We start from the raw sequence: 20,409 nt of genomic DNA, 5'->3' as shown, positions 1-20,409 counted from the left end.
GCGACGCCGCGACGGCCTGCTCGGCCGCGCGGGGTCGATCCACACCTCCTAGGGAAACACCATGACTTCACAACCCAACGGCGAGAGGCTGCACGCCCTCGACGCAGTGCGGAGCTTTGCCCTTTTGCTGGGCGTGGCCTTCCACGCCAGCATGTCCTTCATCCCCGGCATCCCCAAGGGGCTATGGGCCATGAGCGACAACTCGCCCAGTGCCTTCCTGGGCGACGCGGCCTTCGTCGCGCACAGCTTCCGCATGACGCTGTTCTTCTTCATCGCCGGCTACTTCGCGCGGCTGCAGCACCAGAAGCTGGGCACCGCGGGCTTCTGGCTCAACCGCGGCAAGCGCATCGCCGTGCCGCTGGTCGTCGGCTGGCCACTGCTGTTCGTCGCCATCGTCTTCGTGTGGGGACTGGGCATGCAGAAGGTGTTCAACGGCGCGCCGCCGGCCGCTCCGGAAATGCCCAGGACCTTTGGCGCGCTGCCGCTGTTCCACCTGTGGTTCCTCTACCAGCTGCTGTGGCTGTATGCCGGCGCCTTGCTGGTGCGCAGCATCGTCGCGGCGCTGGACCGAGGCCAGGTGCTGCGCGGCTGGCTGGACGGCGTCACGACCGCTGCGCTACGCTGGCCGGCCGGTGCGCTGCTGCTGGGCCTGCCACTCGCGGGCTGCCTGCTGTCCCTGCAGATGTGGATGCCCGCGGTCGGCATCCCCACACCGGACCAGTCGTTGATCCCGCAACTGCCCGCCACGGTCGGCTTCGGCACGGCCTTCATGTTCGGCTGGCTGGTGCATCGCGCGCCAGATGCGCTGGCGACGCTGAGCGCACGCTGGCTGCCGCATCTGGCGCTGGCCATCGCGTCCTCGGCCGTCTGCCTCTACATCCTGAGAACCCAGCCGCCATTCGGCATGCCCGATACGCCGAAGCTGATCTTCGCGCTGTCCTTCGTTGCATCGACCTGGTCGTGGACCTTCGCCATCGCGGGCCTCGCGCTGCGTTTCCTGTCCGGCCACAGCCCGGCCCTGCGCTACGTGGCCGATGCGTCCTACTGGATCTACCTCGTCCACCTGCCGTTGGTGTGCGCCGTGCAGGTCTGGGTGGGCGACTGGCCGCTGCACTGGGGCGTGAAGTACCCGCTCGTCCTGCTGGGCAGCCTCGCCGTGCTGCTGCTGAGCTACCAGGGGCTGGTGCGCTCGACGGTCATCGGCAAGGTGCTCAACGGCAAGGCTTATCCCCGTCGCGCAGTTGCCGTCTCCATCGAAGAACCGACGACCGATGACGTCGTCGCCTCGCTGCGCGGCGTGTTCAAGCGCTACGGCAAGCTGGAGGCGCTCAGCAGCGTCGACCTGCAGCTCAGGCGCGGCGAGCTGCTCGCACTGCTCGGCCCCAACGGCGCCGGCAAATCCACGGCCATCTCGCTGTGGCTGGGCCTGCACGACGCCGACGCCGGCATCGTGCGCCTGCTCGGCGGCTCGCCGCAGGACATTGCGCGGCGCCAGGGGCTGGGCGTCATGATGCAGGATGTTGAGTTGCCAAAGGATCTCAAGGTGCATGAGCTGGTCGCGCTGTCGGCCAGCTACTACCAGCACCCGCTGAGCGTGAAGGACGCGCTGGACCGCGCCGGCATCACGGCACTGGCCAACCGGCCCTACGGCAAGCTCTCCGGCGGCCAGAAGCGCCAGGTGCAGTTCGCCATCGCCGTCTGCGGGCGCCCTCGGGTGCTGTTCCTGGACGAGCCCACCGTCGGTCTCGACATCCAGGCCCGCGAGCTGATGTGGGCCAACATCCGTGCACTGCTGCGCGAGGGCTGCTCCATCCTGCTGACGACGCACTATCTGGAAGAGGCGGAAGCACTGGCGACCCGCGTGGCCGTGCTCGGCAAGGGCCGCGTCATCGCCTCGGGCAGCGTGGCTGAGATGCGCGCGCTCGTATCTCGCCGCCACATCCGCTGCGAGACCTCGCTGGTGCCGGGCGACGTGCGCCGGTGGCCGGGCGTGGTGGACGTGAGTTGTGACCACGACCAGCTCGCCATCGTCGCGACCGATGCCGAAGCGGTGGTGCGCCGCCTGCTCGCGGCCGACCCGCAGCTCTCGCGCCTGGAAGTGAAGCAGGCCGGGCTCAATGACGCTTTCAACGAACTGACCCGGGAGGCCGCATGACCACCTTGACCCGCCCCACCCCGGCTTTCGCGCCGGCCCACCGCACCACGTCGCCCTACACGGTCGAGATCCGCCTCGAACTCATCCGCCTGCTGCGCGCGCCGGCCTTTGCGCTGCCGATGTTCGTGCTGCCGGTGGCCCTGTACCTGCTGTTCGCCTTCGCGGTGGCCGGCGAGATGACGGCCAAGGACCCGGACGCCGCCCGCTTCATGTTCGCCGGCTTCTCGCTGATGGCCGTGACCATGGCCGCGGTGTTCGCCACCTGCCCGTCCATCGCCATGGAACGAGAGCTGGGCCTGCTGACCCTCAAGCGCGCCCAGCCCGCGCCGCCCGGCGCCTGGCTGACGGCCAAGATCGTCGCTGGCGTCGTGACCGGCGTGATCGCCTACCTGCCCATCCTCGTCGTCACCGCCGTCAGCGGCCAGGCTGGATTGAGCGCCGGTCAACTCGCGGCCATGAGCGTCGTGCTCATCACCGGCGCCATCCCTTTTTGCGCCCTGGGTCTGATGGTCGGCGCGCTGGCCAGCGGTTCGGCCGCGCCGGCCTACGCCCACCTGCTCTACCTGCCGGGGCTCTACCTGTCGGGCGTGTTCTTCCCGCTGCCCAAGTCCATGTACTTCCAGGCGCCGTTCTGGCCGCAGTTCCACCTCAACCAGCTCGTCTTCGCCGCGGGCGGGGTGGAGAAGTTCCGCTGGATCGCACCGGAGATGGCCTTCGCCATGCTGTTCGGGTTCACGGTGCTTTGCTCCGGGATTGCGCTGTACCGCCTGAAGCGGCGCGGCTGACAAACACAAGGGCGGCCCGCAGGCCGCCCTTGCTCTTCAGCCCCGATGTCGATCAGCGCTTGACCGAGCCATTGGCCGCGCCGTCCACGGCCACCGACTTGTCGGTGCGCGAGGCCTTGGCCGAGGCGCCGCCCGCAGCCTGGGTCTGGCGGCCGGTGGCCTGGCCGCTGGCATTGCCGCTGACTTCCTTCTTGCTGGCGCTGCCCGCGGCGGCACCCCCCAGCGTCAGCGGCGAGGTGGCGGCGGGCGCGGTGGAGGCCGTGGGCGTGGCCGGAGTTGCCGGCATGGCGGGTGTCGTGGCCGTCGGCGTGGCCGGGTTGGCGGGCGTCGTCGCGGCCGGCGTATCGCCACGGCTCAGCGTACCGTTCAGCATGCCGCTGCCTTGGCCCGCCAGATTGCCATTGACGCCGTTGGCCGTGCCATTCAACGCGCCGCTGATGCTGCCATCGGCGCTGCCCGAGGCATTGCCCAGCGAGTCCTTGGCGCCTTCGCCGGCGGTCTTCAGCTCACCCACCTTGTCGGTCGCGGTGGACTTCACCTCGCCGACCTTGGCCGTCGCCGTGTCCTTGACGCCGCCGACGGCGCCCTTGGTCTTGTCCAGCGTGCCCTTGACGAGGGAACCGTCCGCCGAGCCGCTGGCATTGCCGTTCGCGCGGCCACCGACATCGAGCTGGCGGGGCGACAGCGCGCCATTCAAACCGCCGGTCAAGCCACCGGTGAGGCCGCCACCGCCACCGCCGAGCAGGCCGGCGTGGGCGTTGGAAGCGAGCAGGCCGGCCGCGACGGCCGAAATGGTCAACACGGTGCTCAGCGTGGTGCGAAGAACTTGGGTGCGACGGGTTGCAAACATGATGGATCTCCGGGTGGTTGTTGCGGAAGAGCCAGCCATTCCGGCCCTTTCACTGAGTACAACGACCGCAGCCGAGACTTCCTTCCCGATCGAGATGCAAGTGTCTGTTTCAGCGTGCCTGGCGCGCTTGCAGCTGCTCGGGCACCACGCGCAGGTCTTCGGCGACGAGGCCACGGCCATAGACCGGATCGCGGCCGGGCGCGCCCAGATCGATGGCGGCAGCGGCCAGGCGCTCCAGCACTGCCGCAGCGGCGACCGGGTCGGGTTCGCGCAGTTCCGCAGCAAGCAGGCCCGCCACCAGCGGTGCCGCAAACGAGGTGCCGCGCGCGATGCCATAGCCGCCTCCACTGCGGGCCACGGCGACATCGGCGCCCGGCGCCGTCAGCAGCACCTGTGGCCCCTGCGCCGCCTCGGGCAGCACGCGGCGCGATGGGTTGACGCCGGTCACACCGACAACGCCGGCATAGGAAGCCGGGAACAGCGGCGGCGCGGCCGGGCCGTCGTTGCCGACCGCCGCGACCAGCAGATGCCCGCGCTTGACCAGGGCCGCGACGCCCTGCTCCAGCAGCCGGTTCGACGGGCCGACCAGGCTCAGGTTGATGACGGCGACGCGCTCGCGCGCCATCCAGGCAAGCGCGCGCACGACCTCCTCGGCCGAGCCGCCGTCGGGCTTGTCGCAGTACACGTCGGCAGCAAACAGCTCGGCCTTGGGTGAAGCGCCCGCAAAGCCGCGGTCGCGGCCGACGAGCAGGGAGGCGATGGCCGTGCCATGTTCGCTCGGTACGAGGCTGCCAGCGCAGCCGAAGCTGCCGCCGGCCGCATGGCGCAGGGCGGCGTGACGGCGGTCCACGCCGCCGTCGATGAGGCCCACGCGCACCGGGCCGCGCGGCTTGGCTGGGGCGACAGCGGCGCCGGGTGCGAGCTCCCCGCTGCGCGAATACAGATGGTTGAAGTCGGCCTGCAGATCGGGCTGGGCGGCGCGCAGCTTGTCCAGCGCCTCGGCTGTGCCCAGGCTCGCGGGCACACTCAGCACGACCTCGCGAAGTTCCAGCTCGGGCCAGGCCTCCTCGCGCAGCTTGATGAGGCCCAGGGCCGCCGCTGCGGCCAAGGCGGCATCGCTGGGCGAGAGCAGCACGAGTTCGCGGCGGCGCATCAGCTCGCCCCGCGGGTCGGCCTCGACGACGTCCGAATGGCGCTGCAGCAGGTCGCGCACCGTCGTCGCGCGCAGGTCGACCAGCTGCGTGGTCGACGACAGCAGCTCGGGCAGGGGTTGCACGACGCGGTCCACGACACGGTCCACCACACCGGGCAGGCGCGACACGCCCGGCAGCTGCGGCAAGCGCAGTTGGGCCTGGGCCGGCACGGCCAGGGCGGCGAGGGTCAGAGCGAGAAGAGGTTTCATGGCGTCGCAACAGCTTTTGTGAGGATAACGAGCGAGGGAGGGAAGAAAATCCATGCCTCGTCCGTTGTCCCTGTATCGATGCCCGAGAACCTTTCCGAACTTCGCCAGGAAATTGCTGCCCTGCTGCCGCGGCTGCGCCGTTTCGGCCGCACGCTGGCCCACTCCCGCGAAGACGCCGACGACCTCGTGCAGGTCGCCATCGAGAAGGCGCTGAACCGCACCGACCAGTGGACGCCTGGAACGCGTCTGGACAGCTGGATGTTTCGCATCATGCAGAACGCGTGGATCGATGAACTGAGGGCCCGTGAACGGCGCGGCCAGACTTTCCTGCCCGAGGAGGAAGGCGAGCACGTCGGCGACGGCGCCATGACGGGCGCGCCGCTGGACGCCATCCTCGTGCGCAAGGCCGTAGCCAAGTTGAGCGACGAGCACCGCACGGTGGTCGGCCTGGTGCTGGTCGAGGGCTTGAGCTATCAGGAAGCCGCCGAGACGCTGGGCGTGCCGGTCGGCACCGTGACGAGCCGCGTCGCCCGCGCCCGCGAGGCGCTGCAGGAACTGCTGGGAGAGTGGCCATGAACATGAACGAGGATCAACTGAAAGCCGAGCGCCGCCGCCTGGCCGCCGCCTTCGACGGCGTGCTGAACGAGCCCGTGCCGGAGCGCCTCAGGGCCTTGCTGGCCGAGCCGGCCGCGCAGGTCGTGGACCTCGGCGCCGTGCGCGCCCAGCGGCGTGCCATGTCCAGTTGGGCCGCCTGGGGCGGCATGGCCGCGACACTGCTGCTGGGCACGCTGATCGGCACCCGCCTGACGCCACCGGGCGCGACCGATGAAAACCGCCTTGTCGCCACCGGCGCCATCGCCCAGGCGCTGGACCGCCAGCTCGCCAGCGCACCAGGCGGCGCAGTGGCCGTGCAGGTCAGCTTCAAGGCCAGGGACGGCCGCTACTGCCGCAGCTTCACGACCACCGCCTCGGCCGGCCTGGCCTGCCGCGACGGCGACGGCGCCTGGGCCCTGCAGCAGGTCGCGGCCGTGGCGCCCACGCCCGGCACCGGCATGCGCCAGGCCGCCACCGCCCTGCCACCCGCCGTGCTGGGTGCGATGGACGGGCTCATCGCCGGCGAAGCCCTCAACGCCGAGCAGGAGCGCACCGCGCGCGACGCCGGCTGGCACTGAAAGCACCGCGGCTGGGCTAGCATGGGGCAGCCGGGGAGGGCAAACCACATACCAACCCCCAACTTTGCCTTCGCATGCCCTGGCGAATCTCTGCAAGCCTGCTGCGCTTCAAGCGCTACCTGATCCTCGGCAACCTCATCATCCTGGCGATGGTTGTCCTGGTCGCGCTGCGGGTCGCCTATGCCAGCCAGCAGACCCATGAGGCGCAGGCGCGCCAGACGGCGGCCAATCTGGCGCACACGCTGGGCCAGAACGTCAGCGCGGGCTTCAGGCTGGTGGACAACAGCCTGCAGTCCTTGCTGAAGCGGCTGGATGAGCTGCCGGCCAAGGGGGCGGACCTTCGCGAGATCGCGCGCATTGCCGAGGAGCAGCGGGCCCTGGTGCCCACCATCGATGCGCTGCGCGTGACCGACGCCAACGGCCTGGTGCTCAACCCCGGCGACAGGCCGGCCGTGTCCATGGCCGACCGCGACTATTTCCGCGAGGCGCAGGCCGACCCGACGCGCACGGCCATTTCCGAGCCCCAGCGCGGGCGCATCATCGGCGGCTGGGGCCTGGTCCTGGCACGCGCCCGCACCGCCGCGGATGGCCGCTTCTTGGGCGTGGTCTACGCCAGCATCAAGACGGAGCGCTTCCGGGACGACTTCAAGCGTGCCAACGTCGGCGCGCAGGGGGCCGTGACGCTGCGCTCCAGCTCGCTGCAGCTGATCGCGCGATATTCACCGCTGGATGCCAACCCCGAGGCCGGCACGGGCACGACGCGGGTGTCCGAACAGCTGCGCGCGGCACTGGCCGCGAACCCGAGGCAGGGTAGCTTCGTCACGCGCACGGCGCTGGATGGTGTGGAACGCGCCACCGCCTACGAGACCGTGCCCGACTACCCGATGCTGATGCTGGCGGGCCTGGCCACCGAGGACTTCTACGCCGGCTGGCGCCGGGAGGTCGGCGTGCTGGCCGCGCTGCTGTTGCTGCTGGAGGCGCTGCTGGTCGCGTTCTCGGTCTTCATCTACCGCGCCCAGGCCCGGCAGGTGCAGGAGCGCAGCCGCGTCGAGCTGCTGGCCGCCGAGCGCGGCGCACTGCTGGACAACGAGCTGGTGGCGATGGTCAGGCTGCGCGGCCGCAGCGAGGTCTGGCACAACGCCGCCCTGGACCGGCTGTTCGGCTACGAGCCTGGCGAGCTGAGCGGCCAGCCCTCACGGTTGCTCTATCTCGACGATGAGTCCTACGCCCAGATCGGCCGCGCCTCCCAGCGCCTGGAGGCACCGCACCGCTACCGCACTCAGCTGCGCATGCGGCGCAAGGATGGCAGCCCGGTCTGGATCGACCTGAGCGGCACGGCCCTGCCGGACGGCGAGTCGTTGTGGCTGATGCTGGACATCACGGCCATCAAGCACAGCGAGGAGCAGGCCCGCCACCTGGCCTTCCACGACATGCTGACCGGCCTGCCCAACCGGCACCTGCTGTTCGAGCGCCTGGCCTTCCTGCTGCGCGACGCCGAACGCAACGACCGCTGGCTGGCGGTCTGCTATCTGGACCTGGACGGCTTCAAGGCCATCAACGACGCCCAGGGCCATGACGCCGGCGACGCGCTGCTGCGCATCACCGCCGAGCGCCTGAGCGCCAGCGTGCGCGGCAACGACGTGGTGGCGCGTATTGGTGGCGATGAGTTCGTGCTGGTGCTCAACCAGCTCAACGGCCTCTACGACGAAAGGCATGCGCTGAACCGGCTGCTGACCGCCTTCGAGGCGCCCATCCCCCTGCCGGGCGGCGGCGAGGCCCGGGTGGGGATCAGCATCGGCGTGGCCATGTACCCGCGGCATGGGCGCGACGTCAACACCCTGATCACCTGCGCCGACCGGGCCATGCTGGCCGGCAAGCGCACCGGCAAGGGCCGCTGGGTCATGCATGAAGACGAGGACGGGCCGACAGCTTGAGCCGCGTGCTCAACTCAACTGCCGCGCCCCTTGGTCAGCAGTCAGGGTTCGGGGATGCGGCTGATCTGCACGCTGACGATCTTCCAGGCGCCGCCACGCTTCACGTAGATGTCGATGTAGCGGTAGTGGCTCTTGAAGGCCTGGCCCTGATAGCGGCCCGTCATGCGCGTGCGGCCGCTGAGCAGGGCCGTGTCGCCATAGACGCGCACCTCGAAGTCTTCGACGGTGTAGGGGTCGATGACAAGGTCGGGCGAGACCAGCCCTTCGACAAAGCTGGCCTTGGTTTCGACATTGCCGCGGCCGTCGATCTGGCGGAAATCATCGGCCATGTTGGCCTCGATGGCGGCGCGGTCCCGGCGGACGATGGCCTGGTCCCAGGCGTCCGACTGGGCCTTGAGCTGCGCGACCAGCTCGGCCGGCGGGGCGGCCTGGGCCAGGCCGGCTGCCAGCATCAACCCCATCAAGAGACCGCGACGCTTCATCGGGCCACTTTCAGACTGCGCCAGATCAGCCCCGTGATCAGCTCGCGGGCACGGTCGAAGTCCTCTTCTTCCAATGCTGGCTTGCCCATGTAGAGAGCGAACTGCGGCCCCAGATCGGCATAGGCCTGGGTGGACGACCAGATCAGGAACATCAGGTGGGTGAAATCGACGCGCCGGATGCGGCCCTCGGCCGCCCAGCCCTCGAAACGCGCCACGTCGGCATGCAGCAGCGGCATGACCTGGGCCTTGAGCACGTCCTGGTAGCGCGGCGCGCCAGCCATGATCTCGCGCGTGAAAACGGCGTTGCCGCTGGGCCGTTCACGGCTGAATCGTAGTTTTGCCGACACATAGGTGTGGATGGCGGCTTCGGGTTCGTCGGCCTCGGTGATGGCGTTCATGTTGGCCATCCACTCGCCCATCACGCTGTCCAGCACGGCGCGGTAAAGCTCCTCCTTGCTGGGCCAGTGATAGAGCAGGTTCTGGCGCGACAGATCGAGCACGGCAGCGATGCTGTCGAGGCTGACACCTTCGAATCCGTATCGGGCGAACTGGCGTTCGGCTTCAGCGAGGATGGCCTCCTGCTTGCGCAGGGTGGCGGCGCGCGGGGTGCGCGCGGCAGCGGTCACGGTCATGCCCGCATTCTGACGGCGCGCACCAAGCTGAAGCTGCGGGTTTTTACGCTTAGGTCAATTTTTACGGAGTAGTAATGTTTGGGTGTTTTCCACCCGGAGATTCCCGTGGACCTTGCCGATCTGAAATCCGGGCGCCTGACGCCCGATGACTACGCGCAGAATTTTGCCGACGCGCATCCGCCGCTGAACCGGACGCAGGCGCTGATCGAGGCGGAGCGCTGCTATTACTGCTATGACGCGCCCTGCCAGACGGCCTGCCCGACCGGCATCGACATCCCCAGCTTCATCCAGCGCGTGGCGCAGGACAACGTGCGCGGCGCGGCCGAGGCCATCCTGACGGCCAACCCGCTGGGCGGCATGTGCGCCCGCGTCTGCCCGACCGAGGTGCTGTGCGAGCAGGCCTGCGTGCGCAACACCAATGAGAGCAAGCCGGTGGAGATCGGCATGCTGCAGCGCTATGCGGTGGAGGGTCACTTCGCCAACCCCGGCGCCAAGCCGCTGTTCGAACGCGGCATGCCGACGGGCCGGCGCATCGCCGTCGTTGGCGCCGGGCCGGCCGGCCTGGCTGCGGCCCACGGCCTGGCGTGGCGCGGTCATGACGTCGTGCTGTTCGACGCCAACCCCAAGCTCGGTGGCCTGAACGAATACGGCCTGGCGACCTACAAGGTGGCCGGCGGCTTCGCGCAGAAGGAGATCGACTGGCTGCTGAGCATTGGCGGCATCACGCCCAAGTTGAACTGTCGACTCGGCCGTGACATCACACTCGACGGCCTGCTGGCTGAATACGACGCGGTCTTCCTCGGGCTGGGCCTGGGTGGCGTCAATGCATTGGGCATTGCCGAACCGCAGGTCACGGGCCTGCGCGACGCCGTCGACTTCATCGCCGAGCTGCGCCAGAGCGCGCCCGAGATCGTCACAGTGGGCCGCAAGGTCGTCGTCATCGGCGGCGGCATGACAGCCGTGGACGCGGCCGTGCAGAGCCGGCTGCTGGGTGCCGAGCAGGTGACCATGGTCTACCGCCGCGGGCCCGACGGCCTGTCGGCTTCCACCCACGAACAGCACTGGGCACAGACGAACGGCGTGACCATCCGCTGCTGGGCTCGGCCGCTCGGCGTGGAAGGCCAGGGCGGCGTGCTGCGAGGCATGCGCTTTGCGGCGACGAAGCTCGAAGGCGGCAAGCTCGTCGACACCGGCGAACAGTTCTTCATCGAGGCCGACATGGTGCTGCGCGCCATCGGCCAGACGTATCAGCCGGAACCGGCTGGCAGCGCCATCGCCCTGGAAGCCGGCCGCATCAAGACCGACGCCGACGGCCAGACCAGCCTGGCCCGCGTCTGGGCCGGCGGCGACTGCCGCGCCGGCGGCCGGGACCTGACCGTAGAAGCCGTGGAGCACGGCAAACGCGCCGCCATCAGCATCGACCGCGCCCTGGGCCTGAGCGCCGTCCGCCATCACGATACGGAGGCCTCCCATGGCTGACCTGAGCACCAACTTCCTCGGCATCCAAAGCCCCAACCCCTTCTGGCTCGCGTCCGCACCGCCGACCGACAAGGAGATCAACGTGCGCCGCGCCTTCGAGGCCGGCTGGGGCGGCGTCGTCTGGAAGACGCTGGGCGAGGACCCGCCGGTCGTCAACGTCAACGGCCCGCGCTACGCCACGCTGTGGAGCCAGGACCGGCGCGTCATCGGCTTCAACAACATCGAGCTGATCTCCGACCGGCCGCTGCAGATCAACCTCGACGAGATCAAGCGCGTGAAGCGCGACTTCCCTGACCGGGCCATGATCGTCTCGCTGATGGTGCCGGTCAACGAGGCGAGCTGGAAGGCCATCCTGGAGCGCGTGGCCGACACCGGCGCCGACGGCGTGGAGCTGAACTTCGGCTGCCCCCACGGCATGAGCGAGCGTGGCATGGGCTCGGCCGTCGGCCAGGTGCCGGAGTACATCCAGCAGGTCACCGAGTGGTGCAAGAAGCACACGAAGATGCCCGTCATCGTGAAGCTGACGCCCAACATCACCGACGTGCGATTCCCGGCGCGCGCAGCCCATGCGGGCGGCGCCGATGCGGTCAGCCTCATCAACACCATCAATTCGGTCATGGGCGTGGACCTGGACCGCATGACCATGAGCCCGGTCACCGACGGCCTGGGCTCGCACGGCGGCTACTGCGGCCAGGCTGTGAAGCCGATCGCGCTGAACATGGTGGCCGAAATCGCCCGCGACGCGGCAACCGCCGGCCTGCCGATCAGCGGCATCGGCGGCATCACCACCTGGCGCGATGCGGCCGAGTTCATCGCCATGGGCTGCGGCACGGTGCAGGTCTGCACCGCCGCCATGGTCTACGGCTTCAAGATCGTGCAGGACATGTGCTCGGGCCTGAACACCTTCATGGACGAGAAGGGCTACAAGAGCATTGCCGACTTCCAGGGCCGCGCGGTGCCGACCGTGAAGAACTGGAACCAGCTCAACCTGAACTACGTCGAGAAAGCCGTCATCGACCAGGACAGCTGCATCAAGTGCGGGCGCTGCCATGTCGTCTGCGAGGACACCTCGCACCAGGCCATCTTTGCGATGAAGGACGGCCAGCGGCATTTCGAGGTCAATGATGCCGAATGCGTCGGTTGCAATCTCTGCGTGTCGATCTGCCCCGTCCCTGGCACCATCTCGATGCGCGCGCTGCAGCCGGGCGAGACCGATGCGCGCACGGGCCGCGTCATCGACGGCAGCTATGCGAACTGGACCACGCACCCGAACAACCCGATGAGTGCCGGATGCACTTGAAGGAATCGAGATGAGTCCCTACGAAGTCGGTCATTGGATCAGCGGCGCCATCACACGCGGCAGCGGCGAGCGCCAGCAGGACATCTACAACCCCGCCAGCGGCGCCGTGCAGGGCAAGCTGCTGCTGGGCAGCGTGGCCGACCTCGATGCGGCCGTGGCCAGCGCCACTAAGGCCGCCAAGGCCTGGGGGCAGACGCCGGCGCTGGCGCGCTCGCGCGTGCTGTTCAAGTTCCTGTCCATCGTGCAGGACAAGCGCGAGGAGCTGGCCGCCGCGCTGGTGCGAGAGCATGGCAAGACCATGCCGGATGCCTTGGGCGAAGTGGCCCGCGGCATCGAGAACATCGAGTTCGCGACGGCCATGCCGCAGCTGCTGAAGGGCGAGTACACCGAGCAGATCGCGCGCGGCTTGGACGCCTGGAGCGTGCGCCAGCCGCTGGGCGTCGTCGCAGGCATCACGCCGTTCAACTTCCCCGCCATGGTGCCCATGTGGATGTACCCGCTGGCCATCGGCTGCGGCAATGCCTTCATCCTGAAGCCCAGCGAGCGCGATCCGTCGGCGTCGCTCTTGATGGCGCAATGGCTCAAGGACGCCGGCCTGCCCGACGGCGTGTTCAGCGTCGTGCAGGGCGACAAAACAATAGTCGACGCCATCCTGGCCCACCCCGGCATCGCTGCAGTCAGCTTCGTCGGCTCCACGCCCGTGGCCGAGCACATCTACAAGGTGGGCTCTGCCCACGGCAAGCGCGTGCAGGCCCTGGGCGGCGCGAAGAACCACATGGTCGTCATGCCCGACGCCGACCTCGAACAGGCCGTCGACGCGCTGATGGGTGCGGCCTATGGCTCGGCCGGCGAGCGCTGCATGGCGATCTCGGTGGCCGTGGCGGTGGGCGATGCGGCCGATGCGCTGGTGGCGGCGCTGGCACCCAAGGTGGCCGCGCTGAAGATCGGTGAAGGCCATGGCAGCGGCATCGAGATGGGGCCGCTGATCACGCGAGCTTCACAGCAGCGCGTGGAGAAGCTGATCGGCGAAGGCGTGGCGGCCGGTGCGAAGGCCGTCGTTGATGGCCGTGGCCACCGTGTAGCCGGCTTCGAGGACGGCTTCTTCGTCGGTGGCACGCTGCTGGACGGCGTGTCGGCCGACATGAGCTGCTACACCGAAGAGATTTTCGGCCCGGTGCTGTGCGTCGTGCGCGTGCCGGACCTGGCCGGCGCCATCGCGCTGATCGAAGCGAACGAGTACGCCAACGGCGTCGCCATCTTCACGCGTGACGGCCACGTGGCGCGCGAGTTCGTGCATCACATCCAGGTCGGCATGGTGGGCGTCAACGTGCCGCTGCCGGTGCCCATGGCCTTCAACAGCTTTGGCGGCTGGAAGCGCAGCCTGTTCGGCGACCACCATGCCTATGGCCCCGAGGCGGTGCGCTTCTATACCAAGCACAAGGCGGTCATGCAGCGCTGGCCGGATTCCCTGCCCAAGGGCCCGCAATTTGCTTTCCCGCAGAACACCTGAACTCGACGGAAGCTGACCATGAACGATCCGACGCTGAGCAATCCTGACCTGGTCCCGACCACGGCCGCCCAGCGGACCTGGCGCTGGTACCACTTTGCAGCGCTGTGGGTGGGCATGGTCATGTGCATCCCGGCGTACACGCTGGCGGCCAGCCTCATCGAGTCGGGCATGAGCTGGAGCCAGGCCGTCGGCACGGTCTTCCTGGGCAACCTCATCGTGCTGGTGCCCATGCTGCTGATCGGCCATGCCGGCGCCAAGTACGGCATCCCATATGCGGTGCTGGCGCGGGCCTCCTTCGGCACGCAGGGCGCGCGGCTGCCGGCGCTGCTGCGGGCGCTGGTCGCCTGCGGCTGGTACGGCATCCAGACCTGGTTTGGCGGCCAGATGATCTACACGCTGGCCGGCGTGCTGATCGGCCACCCGCTCACGGGCGACCCGCTGCCGGGCCTGGGCATCAACGCTGCGCAGCTGGGCTGTTTCCTGCTGTTCTGGGCCCTGCAGTTCTGGTTTGTCGTGCACGGCATCGAAGCCATCCGCAAGCTCGAGACCTACACGGCGCCGATCAAGATCGTCATCTGCTTCGTGCTGCTGTGGTGGGCCTGGGACAAGGCCGGTGGCTTCGGCCCCATCCTGGACCAGCCCTCGGCGTTTGTGGAAGGCGGCAAGAAGGCCGGCCAATTCTCCGCCGTGTTCTGGCCGTCGCTGACCGCCATGGTGGGCTTCTGGGCCACGCTGGCGCTGAACATCCCCGACTTCACGCGCTTCGCCAAGACGCAGCGCGACCAGCTCATCGGCCAGGCCATCGGCCTGCCACTGCCGATGGGCTTGCTCGCGGCGCTCGCCGTGTTCGTCACCTCGGCCACCGTCGTCATCTACGGCAAGGCGCTTTGGGACCCGGTGGACGTGGCCAGCCGCATGACCGGTGCGGCGGTGCTGATCGCGCTCATCGTGCTGCTGATCGACACCGTCAGCGTCAACCTCGCCGCCAACCTGGTCGGCCCGGCCTACGACTTCTCGGCGCTGGCGCCGGGTCGCATCAGCTACAAGACCGGCGGCATGCTGACTGCAGGCATCGCCATCGCCATGATGCCGTGGAAGATCCTTGAGTCCACGCAGGGCTATATCTTCACCTGGCTGATCGGCTACTCGGCGCTGCTGGGGCCGGTGGCGGGCATCCTCATCGTTGACTATTACGTGCTGCGCAAGACCGAGCTGGTGGTGGAAGAGCTCTACCGCGAAGGCGGCCGCTACAGCTACCGCGGCGGCTGGAACATCGCCGCCGTCATCGCCTTCGCCGTCGGCGTCGCGCCCAACATCCCCGGCTTCCTGAATGCCGCTTTCCCGGCGGCCTTTCCCGAGGTCGGCGCCGCGTTCAAGGCCATCTACACCTATGCCTGGTTTGCCGGCCTGGCACTGGCTGCCCTCGTCTATGGCGCGCTGATGGCCGGCAAGACCCAACCTCACTCGCTCACAAGGCGCGCGACATGACTTCTTCTCTCTTGATCCGAGGCGCCGTCGTCGTCAATGCCGACGCCGAGTCCCGCACTGATGTGCTGTGCGTCGACGGCCGCATCGCCGCCATCGGCGAACGCGCCGCGCGCGAAGCACCGGCCGGCACCACGACGCTCGACGGCACCGGCCAGTACCTGCTGCCCGGCGGCATCGACCCGCACACGCATATGCAGCTGCCCTTCATGGGCACGGTCACGCAGGACGACTTTTTCACCGGCACCGCCGCGGGGCTGGCCGGCGGCACGACGTCCATCATCGACTTCGTCATCCCCAACCCGCAGCAGCCGCTGATGGACGCCTACCAGCAGTGGCGAGGCTGGGCCGAGAAGAGCGCGTCCGACTACGCCTTCCACGTGGCCGTGACTTGGTGGAGCGAGCAAGTGCACGCCGACATGGGCACGCTGGTACGCGAGGAAGGCGTGAACAGCTTCAAGCACTTCATGGCCTACAAGAACGCCATCATGTGCGACGACGAGACGCTGGTGAACAGCTTCAAGCGTGCGCTCGAACTCGGCGCCATGCCGACCGTGCACGCCGAGAACGGAGAGCTCGTCTACCTGCTGCAGGCCGAGGTCGCCAAGATGGGCATCACCGGCCCCGAGGGCCACCCGATGTCGCGCCCGCCGATGGTGGAAGGCGAGGCCGCCAACCGCGCCATCGCGATTGCCGATGTGCTGGGTGTGCCCATCTATATCGTGCACGTCAGCTGCATCGAGAGCGCCGAGGCGATTGCGCGTGCGCGTGCGCGTGGCCAACGGGTCTACGGCGAGGTGCTGGCCGGCCATCTGCTGATCGACGACAGCGTCTATCGCGACCCGTCTTTCGAGAAGGCTGCCGCCTATGTGATGAGCCCGCCCTTCCGCCCCAAGATCCACCAGGAGTTCCTGTGGCGCGGCCTGCAATCGGGCCAGCTGCACACGACGGCAACCGACCACTGCACCTTCTGCGCCGAACAGAAGGCCGCCGGCAAGGACAACTTCGCCAAGATCCCCAACGGCTGCGGCGGCGTGGAAGAGCGCATGGCCGTGTTGTGGGATGCCGGCGTCAACTCCGGCCGCCTCACGCCGAGCGAGTTCGTCGCCATCACATCGGCCAACGCGGCCAAGCTCTTCAATATGTACCCGCGCAAGGGCGTCATCGCCGAGGGGGCGGACGCCGACCTCGTGCTGTGGGACCCGGCCGGCATCAAGACGTTGAGCGCCAAGACACAGTTCTCCAGGAACGACTTCAACATCTTCGAGGGCCGCACGGTGCGTGGCATCCCCAGCCACACCATCGCGCAGGGCCGCGTGGTGTTCGCTCGGGGCGAGCTGCGGGCGGAACAAGGCAAGGGCCGCTATCTGAAGCGCCCGCCGTTCGGCCCGCAGTTCGACGCGGCGGCCAAGCGCGCTGCCGACCTGCAGCCCACCGCCGTGGCCCGATGAACACCCAGACCGTCATCCCGCAGCTGCGCATGACGGACGCGGCGCGAGCGCAAGCCTTCTATATCGATCAGCTCGGGTTCAGCATCGACTGGCAGCACCAGTTCGAGCCCGGCCTGCCCCTCTTCCTGCAGATCACGCGCGACGGCCAGACGATCTTCCTGAGCGGCCACGCCGGCGACTGCGCGCCCGGCGGCGCCGTCTACTTCTGGGTGCCCGACGCCGACGCGGTCTATGCCGCCTTCACGGCCAAGGGCGTGAAGCCCGTCAAGGCCATCGAAGACATGCCCTGGGGTGTGCGCGAGTTCCTGCTCGTCGACCCCGACCACAACAAGCTGCGCTTCGGCACGAAGCTCTAAGGATTCGTCATGGATACCGTCGTCACCCGCCCCGACATCACGAAGCTGCGCGTCAACGGCCAACGCCTCTGGGACTCGCTGATGGAACTGGCCCAGATCGGCGCCACCGAGAAAGGCGGCGTCTGCCGCCTGACACTGACCGACCTCGACAAGCAGGGCCGCGACCTCGTCACGCGCTGGGCGCGCGAAGCCGGCATGACGGTCACCATCGACCAGATCGGCAACGGCTTCATGCGACGCGCGGGCCGCAACAACAGCCTGCCGCCCATCATGACCGGCAGCCACATCGACACCCAGCCCACGGGCGGCAAGTTCGACGGCAACTACGGCGTGCTGGCCGGCATCGAGGTCGTGCGCACGCTCAACGACCACGGCATCGAGACCGAGGCGCCCATCGAGGTCGCCTTCTGGACCAACGAAGAAGGCTCGCGCTTCGTGCCCGTCATGATGGGCTCGGGCGTGTTCGCCAAGGCCTTCACGCTGGAGCACGCCTACGCGGCGACCGACACCGAAGGCAAGACGGTCAGGGGTGAGCTGGAGCGCATCGGCTACATCGGCAGCCAGGTGCCCGGCGACCACCCCATCGGTGCCTACTTCGAGACCCACATCGAGCAGGGCCCGGTGCTGGAGGACCATGACAAGACCATCGGCGTCGTCACCGGCGTGCTGGGCATTCGCTGGTATGACTGCGTCGTCACCGGCATGGAGGCCCACGCCGGCCCCACGCCGATGGCGCTGCGCAAGGACGCACTGCAGGTGGCCACCAAGCTGATGCAAGAGGTCGTTGCCTGCGCCCACCGCCACCCGCCGCACGGCCGCGGCACGGTGGGCATGGTGCAGGTGCATCCCAACAGCCGCAACGTCATCCCCGGCCGCGTCAAGTTCAGCATCGACCTGCGCAACGCGACCGATGCGCTGTGCGAAGCGATGGACGCCGACATCCGCGCGGTGGCCGCCAAGCTCAGCGCCGACAGCGGCCTGCCCATCGAGATCACACCCGTCAGCGCCTATCCGGCCCAGCCCTTCCACGCCGACTGCATCGCCGCCGTGCAGAAGGCCGCCGATGCGCTGGGCTACAGCAATATGCGCGCGGTCTCCGGCGCCGGCCACGACGCCGTCTACATGGCCCGCCTGGCCCCGGCCGGCATGATCTTCATCCCCTGCAAGGACGGCATCAGCCACAACGAGATCGAGGACGCCAAGCCGGAGCACATCGAGGCGGGGTGCAATGTGTTGTTGCAGGCGATGCTTGAGCGAGCGGGCTGATTGATGTGAGCGCAGGCGCGGGCCGCATCGCGTTGAGGTTCGCCACGCTGGTGCTGGCCTGCCCGCTAGCTGCTTTCGCCGCACCTCCCAGCTGCCCCGAAGTCACAGGCAGCTTCACCGTCAACGGCGACCCCGCCGTCGTCAATGACGCACTGCGAGCGCTCGGTACCGGTGGCGGCGACGCGGCCGGTGCCAGCCTCACGCTGAGCGGCTCGCCACGGGGCACGCTGCGCCTGAGCGTCATGCCGGCTCGGCCCGATCGATTCAGCCGACCCACCGAGTGGACCTTGAACAACCCCGCAGACTTCCGCTGCGAGGGCGGCTGGCTGGTGCTGAGCCGGCCCGTCACCGCGTCCCGGCGCGTCAAGGACGGCCTGTTCAGCGGTCGCTCCATCGTCCGCCTGGCGCCCGCCGCCGGCGGCGACCTGCAGATCGAGGTGCGCTTCAAGGGCGGGGAGACCACCCGCATCTACAGCTACGACTCGGCCACGATCGACCTCCCACTGCCCTGGTCGCGCGCTGCCGCGACCGACCGGCTGGCGTGGCCCGAGGGCCGGGTGGCCGTGTTCAGACCCGAGCCGGCGGCGGTGGCGGAGCCCGCCCGCGTGGCGGAGGCGCGCCGGCTGCTGGGCAGTACCGGGCTGCGGGTCGGCAACATCGTCGCGGATGAGACGACCGTGCGCGCCAAGGTCTCGGCCACGCCGCGGGACCTGGTGCGCCTTGAAGACAAGTTGCGGGCGGCGGGGGTCGCCTATGAAGTCCCGGCGTCGCCGGTACAGACCGCCAGCGCCTACGTCGTCGACCTCGTGCTGCCTCAGTGGCCCGGTGCCACCAGCCAACCCAGCCGCCAGTGGGTGGAGCAGGAGTTGACGTCTTGGCGGCACCCGTCCGCGGATGTGAACAAGGTCGACTGTCGCGACGGCGCCTGCATCGCACAACTCGGCCTGAGAAGCGGCTTGAGCGCCGAAGACGCCGTGCAGCGGGTGCGCTCCATGAGCCAGGCCTTCAGCGACGTGCGCGTGCTGCCCGGCACCGAGCGCGCCCTCAGTCCCAGCCTGCGGGTCGTCGATGTGCAACTGCGGCCCCGGTAGGCGGCAAGAGCAGGCCCGGCCGGCATGATCTTCATCCCCTGCAAGGACGGCATCAGCCACAACGAGATCGAGGACGCGAAGCCGGAACACATCGAGGCGGGTGCAATGTGTTGTTGCAGGCGATGCTGAGTTCGGACCGAGCAAGGTCCTGAGGACCTTGCGACGCCTAACGAAGGACTCGCCCTGTCTCGCAGGGCGAGGCATGGAGCGTGCGGGCTGAAGCGCCACCCTTCACATGAACTTGCGGCGCTTGAATGCCCGCAGGTCCAGCGCGAACCATTCGCCGTCGGTCTGCTTGGACGCGAAGCGTCTGTGCCAGTACGCCGCGATGCCAGCAGGGTCGTCCGTCTGAATGGCGTGAACCTTGGTTCTTGTCGAGACTTCAGTCCTCAACCCGCGGCGAGTCGCGCCCAGCCTCACCACAACACCCCCACCCCAAACCCCGCAAATGCTCCATCCCGGCTGACCAGCGTAGCCTGCTCCAGCTCGGTCTGAGCGGCCAACATGCGATCAAACGGGTCGCGATGTTCGGCTGGGTGACTGCCGGCGCGCAGCGCATGCGCGGCCTGCATCGGCATGAGCCGAAAGCCGTCCGCCGCCACCAACTCCATGAAGCGGCTGCTGGCCTCAGGCACACCATCGAGCTTGCCCAGGCGCTGCTTGATGGCGATCTCCCAGGCGCTGGCGGCGCTGACCCAGACCTCGTTGGCCGGGTCGGCAATCGCCTCGCGGGCGGCGGGGCTGAGTTGGGGATCGTCCAGCCACCACCAGAGCAGCGCGTGGGTATCCAGCAGCAGCTTCACCGGCCGTTCCATGCATCGAGTTCGGCATCAGGCAGCGCGTCGAAGAAGCTCGCGTCCACCTGTGCGCCGGGTCGCTTGAGCCGGCCGGGTTGGCGCTGCCCGGGCTGCGTAGCCAGCGGCATAAGCCGCGCATAGGGCTTGCCGGCCTTGGACAGGACGATCTCCTCGCCGGCATGGGCTTTCTCCAGCAGGCGTGAGAAATGGGTCTTGGCGTCGTGGACATTGACCGTTTCAGACATGGCGTGCCTCCTTATGC

The 20,409-nt window shown here is 68.7% G+C and carries 19 protein-coding genes and 1 pseudogene; 14 read left to right on the top strand and 6 right to left on the bottom strand.

The features are described 5' to 3' along the window. Nucleotides 1-61: 61 nt before the first annotated feature. Entirely contained in the window at nucleotides 62-2,155 is a 2,094-nt protein-coding gene (locus ACXJLH_RS03010) for an ATP-binding cassette domain-containing protein (RefSeq protein ID WP_457442452.1), read from the top strand. Further along, the gene (locus tag ACXJLH_RS03005) at nucleotides 2,152-2,940 is read left to right on the top strand and encodes an ABC transporter permease (RefSeq protein WP_457442451.1); all 789 of its coding nucleotides are present in this window, start codon (nucleotides 2,152-2,154) and stop codon (nucleotides 2,938-2,940) included. The genes ACXJLH_RS03010 and ACXJLH_RS03005 overlap by 4 nt, the downstream gene beginning before the upstream one ends. 52 nt (nucleotides 2,941-2,992) lie before the next feature. On the opposite strand, the gene ACXJLH_RS03000 is transcribed toward ACXJLH_RS03005, so the two are convergent. Both ACXJLH_RS03000 and ACXJLH_RS02995 read right to left on the bottom strand, forming a co-directional pair. After that, nucleotides 2,993-3,790, bottom strand: a complete 798-nt coding sequence (locus ACXJLH_RS03000; RefSeq protein WP_457442450.1) for a hypothetical protein — start codon at nucleotides 3,788-3,790, stop codon at nucleotides 2,993-2,995. 109 nt (nucleotides 3,791-3,899) lie between these two features. After that, nucleotides 3,900-5,192 carry a S8 family serine peptidase gene (locus ACXJLH_RS02995; RefSeq protein WP_457442449.1) on the bottom strand — a complete coding sequence of 431 codons (1,293 nt, stop codon included), beginning with the start codon at nucleotides 5,190-5,192 and terminating at the stop codon, nucleotides 3,900-3,902. 78 nt (nucleotides 5,193-5,270) lie between these two features. Between ACXJLH_RS02995 and ACXJLH_RS02990 the strand changes: the two genes are divergently transcribed. From ACXJLH_RS02990 to ACXJLH_RS02980, 3 genes are all read left to right on the top strand, one after another. Further along, nucleotides 5,271-5,768 (top strand): RNA polymerase sigma factor, encoded by a 498-nt coding sequence (locus ACXJLH_RS02990; protein ID WP_457320476.1) that lies wholly within the window; start codon nucleotides 5,271-5,273, stop codon nucleotides 5,766-5,768. Next, a complete protein-coding gene (locus tag ACXJLH_RS02985) occupies nucleotides 5,765-6,364 on the top strand; it encodes a hypothetical protein (RefSeq protein ID WP_457442448.1) in 600 nt (199 codons plus the stop codon). Before ACXJLH_RS02990 ends, ACXJLH_RS02985 begins: the two co-directional genes overlap by 4 nt. Before the next feature lie 74 nt (nucleotides 6,365-6,438). Beyond that, a complete protein-coding gene (locus ACXJLH_RS02980; protein WP_457442447.1) occupies nucleotides 6,439-8,298 on the top strand; it encodes a diguanylate cyclase domain-containing protein in 1,860 nt (619 codons plus the stop codon). 41 nt (nucleotides 8,299-8,339) lie between these two features. Here ACXJLH_RS02980 and ACXJLH_RS02975 read toward each other — a convergent pair whose 3' ends face one another. Both ACXJLH_RS02975 and ACXJLH_RS02970 read right to left on the bottom strand, forming a co-directional pair. Further along, nucleotides 8,340-8,780, bottom strand: a complete 441-nt coding sequence (locus ACXJLH_RS02975) for a nuclear transport factor 2 family protein (RefSeq protein ID WP_457442446.1) — start codon at nucleotides 8,778-8,780, stop codon at nucleotides 8,340-8,342. Next, entirely contained in the window at nucleotides 8,777-9,412 is a 636-nt protein-coding gene (locus ACXJLH_RS02970; RefSeq protein WP_457442445.1) for a TetR family transcriptional regulator C-terminal domain-containing protein, read from the bottom strand. The genes ACXJLH_RS02975 and ACXJLH_RS02970 overlap by 4 nt, the downstream gene beginning before the upstream one ends. Nucleotides 9,413-9,517: 105 nt before the next feature. Between ACXJLH_RS02970 and ACXJLH_RS02965 the strand changes: the two genes are divergently transcribed. The 9 genes and pseudogenes from ACXJLH_RS02965 to ACXJLH_RS02925 all read left to right on the top strand — a co-directional run. Further along, a complete protein-coding gene (locus ACXJLH_RS02965; RefSeq protein ID WP_457320466.1) occupies nucleotides 9,518-10,891 on the top strand; it encodes an NAD(P)-dependent oxidoreductase in 1,374 nt (457 codons plus the stop codon). After that, nucleotides 10,884-12,191: an NAD-dependent dihydropyrimidine dehydrogenase subunit PreA gene (gene preA, locus ACXJLH_RS02960; RefSeq protein WP_457320464.1), complete on the top strand. Its 1,308-nt coding sequence runs from the start codon at nucleotides 10,884-10,886 to the stop codon at nucleotides 12,189-12,191. Before ACXJLH_RS02965 ends, preA begins: the two co-directional genes overlap by 8 nt. A 10-nt stretch (nucleotides 12,192-12,201) precedes the next feature. Beyond that, nucleotides 12,202-13,701 (top strand): CoA-acylating methylmalonate-semialdehyde dehydrogenase, encoded by a 1,500-nt coding sequence (locus ACXJLH_RS02955; protein ID WP_457350964.1) that lies wholly within the window; start codon nucleotides 12,202-12,204, stop codon nucleotides 13,699-13,701. 18 nt (nucleotides 13,702-13,719) lie between these two features. After that, nucleotides 13,720-15,189, top strand: a complete 1,470-nt coding sequence (locus ACXJLH_RS02950; RefSeq protein WP_457442444.1) for an NCS1 family nucleobase:cation symporter-1 — start codon at nucleotides 13,720-13,722, stop codon at nucleotides 15,187-15,189. Continuing rightward, complete coding sequence (hydA, locus tag ACXJLH_RS02945; RefSeq protein WP_457442443.1) at nucleotides 15,186-16,637, top strand: dihydropyrimidinase; 1,452 nt, start codon at nucleotides 15,186-15,188, stop codon at nucleotides 16,635-16,637. Before ACXJLH_RS02950 ends, hydA begins: the two co-directional genes overlap by 4 nt. Beyond that, entirely contained in the window at nucleotides 16,634-16,993 is a 360-nt protein-coding gene (locus ACXJLH_RS02940; RefSeq protein ID WP_457320458.1) for a bleomycin resistance protein, read from the top strand. Before hydA ends, ACXJLH_RS02940 begins: the two co-directional genes overlap by 4 nt. Before the next feature lie 9 nt (nucleotides 16,994-17,002). After that, on the top strand, nucleotides 17,003-18,259 hold the full coding sequence (locus ACXJLH_RS02935; RefSeq protein WP_457442442.1) for a Zn-dependent hydrolase: 1,257 nt from the start codon (nucleotides 17,003-17,005) through the stop codon (nucleotides 18,257-18,259). Nucleotides 18,260-18,264: 5 nt separating this feature from the next. Beyond that, the gene (locus tag ACXJLH_RS02930; protein WP_457442441.1) at nucleotides 18,265-19,350 is read left to right on the top strand and encodes a hypothetical protein; all 1,086 of its coding nucleotides are present in this window, start codon (nucleotides 18,265-18,267) and stop codon (nucleotides 19,348-19,350) included. After that, a pseudogene (locus tag ACXJLH_RS02925) lies at nucleotides 19,351-19,502 on the top strand (Zn-dependent hydrolase); the annotation flags it as partial. A 264-nt stretch (nucleotides 19,503-19,766) separates the two neighbouring features. Here ACXJLH_RS02925 and ACXJLH_RS02920 read toward each other — a convergent pair. Together ACXJLH_RS02920 and ACXJLH_RS02915 are read right to left on the bottom strand one after the other, a co-directional pair. Beyond that, nucleotides 19,767-20,153, bottom strand: coding sequence for a type II toxin-antitoxin system VapC family toxin (locus ACXJLH_RS02920; RefSeq protein WP_457442440.1), 387 nt, complete (start codon nucleotides 20,151-20,153; stop codon nucleotides 19,767-19,769). After that, nucleotides 20,150-20,392, bottom strand: a complete 243-nt coding sequence (locus ACXJLH_RS02915; RefSeq protein WP_457442439.1) for a type II toxin-antitoxin system Phd/YefM family antitoxin — start codon at nucleotides 20,390-20,392, stop codon at nucleotides 20,150-20,152. The genes ACXJLH_RS02920 and ACXJLH_RS02915 overlap by 4 nt, the downstream gene beginning before the upstream one ends. Between the last annotated feature and the right edge of the window lie 17 nt (nucleotides 20,393-20,409).

The sequence above is a fragment of the Roseateles sp. P5_E4 genome (assembly GCF_054049255.1).
Note: the sequence above shows the minus strand (reverse complement) of the source record. Positions and strands in the feature narration are given on the sequence as shown.

Coding starts and splice junctions, on each gene's coding strand:
- hydA (WP_457442443.1), top strand. CDS start 15,186: ATGACTTCTTCTCTCTTGATCCGAGGCGCCGTCGTCGTCAATGCCGAC.
- ACXJLH_RS02985 (WP_457442448.1), top strand. CDS start 5,765: ATGAACATGAACGAGGATCAACTGAAAGCCGAGCGCCGCCGCCTGGCC.
- ACXJLH_RS02995 (WP_457442449.1), bottom strand. CDS start 5,192: ATGAAACCTCTTCTCGCTCTGACCCTCGCCGCCCTGGCCGTGCCGGCC.
- ACXJLH_RS02935 (WP_457442442.1), top strand. CDS start 17,003: ATGGATACCGTCGTCACCCGCCCCGACATCACGAAGCTGCGCGTCAAC.
- ACXJLH_RS02970 (WP_457442445.1), bottom strand. CDS start 9,412: ATGACCGTGACCGCTGCCGCGCGCACCCCGCGCGCCGCCACCCTGCGC.
- ACXJLH_RS02915 (WP_457442439.1), bottom strand. CDS start 20,392: ATGTCTGAAACGGTCAATGTCCACGACGCCAAGACCCATTTCTCACGC.
- ACXJLH_RS02990 (WP_457320476.1), top strand. CDS start 5,271: ATGCCCGAGAACCTTTCCGAACTTCGCCAGGAAATTGCTGCCCTGCTG.
- ACXJLH_RS02975 (WP_457442446.1), bottom strand. CDS start 8,780: ATGAAGCGTCGCGGTCTCTTGATGGGGTTGATGCTGGCAGCCGGCCTG.
- ACXJLH_RS03000 (WP_457442450.1), bottom strand. CDS start 3,790: ATGTTTGCAACCCGTCGCACCCAAGTTCTTCGCACCACGCTGAGCACC.
- ACXJLH_RS02940 (WP_457320458.1), top strand. CDS start 16,634: ATGAACACCCAGACCGTCATCCCGCAGCTGCGCATGACGGACGCGGCG.
- preA (WP_457320464.1), top strand. CDS start 10,884: ATGGCTGACCTGAGCACCAACTTCCTCGGCATCCAAAGCCCCAACCCC.
- ACXJLH_RS03010 (WP_457442452.1), top strand. CDS start 62: ATGACTTCACAACCCAACGGCGAGAGGCTGCACGCCCTCGACGCAGTG.
- ACXJLH_RS03005 (WP_457442451.1), top strand. CDS start 2,152: ATGACCACCTTGACCCGCCCCACCCCGGCTTTCGCGCCGGCCCACCGC.
- ACXJLH_RS02980 (WP_457442447.1), top strand. CDS start 6,439: ATGCCCTGGCGAATCTCTGCAAGCCTGCTGCGCTTCAAGCGCTACCTG.
- ACXJLH_RS02950 (WP_457442444.1), top strand. CDS start 13,720: ATGAACGATCCGACGCTGAGCAATCCTGACCTGGTCCCGACCACGGCC.
- ACXJLH_RS02955 (WP_457350964.1), top strand. CDS start 12,202: ATGAGTCCCTACGAAGTCGGTCATTGGATCAGCGGCGCCATCACACGC.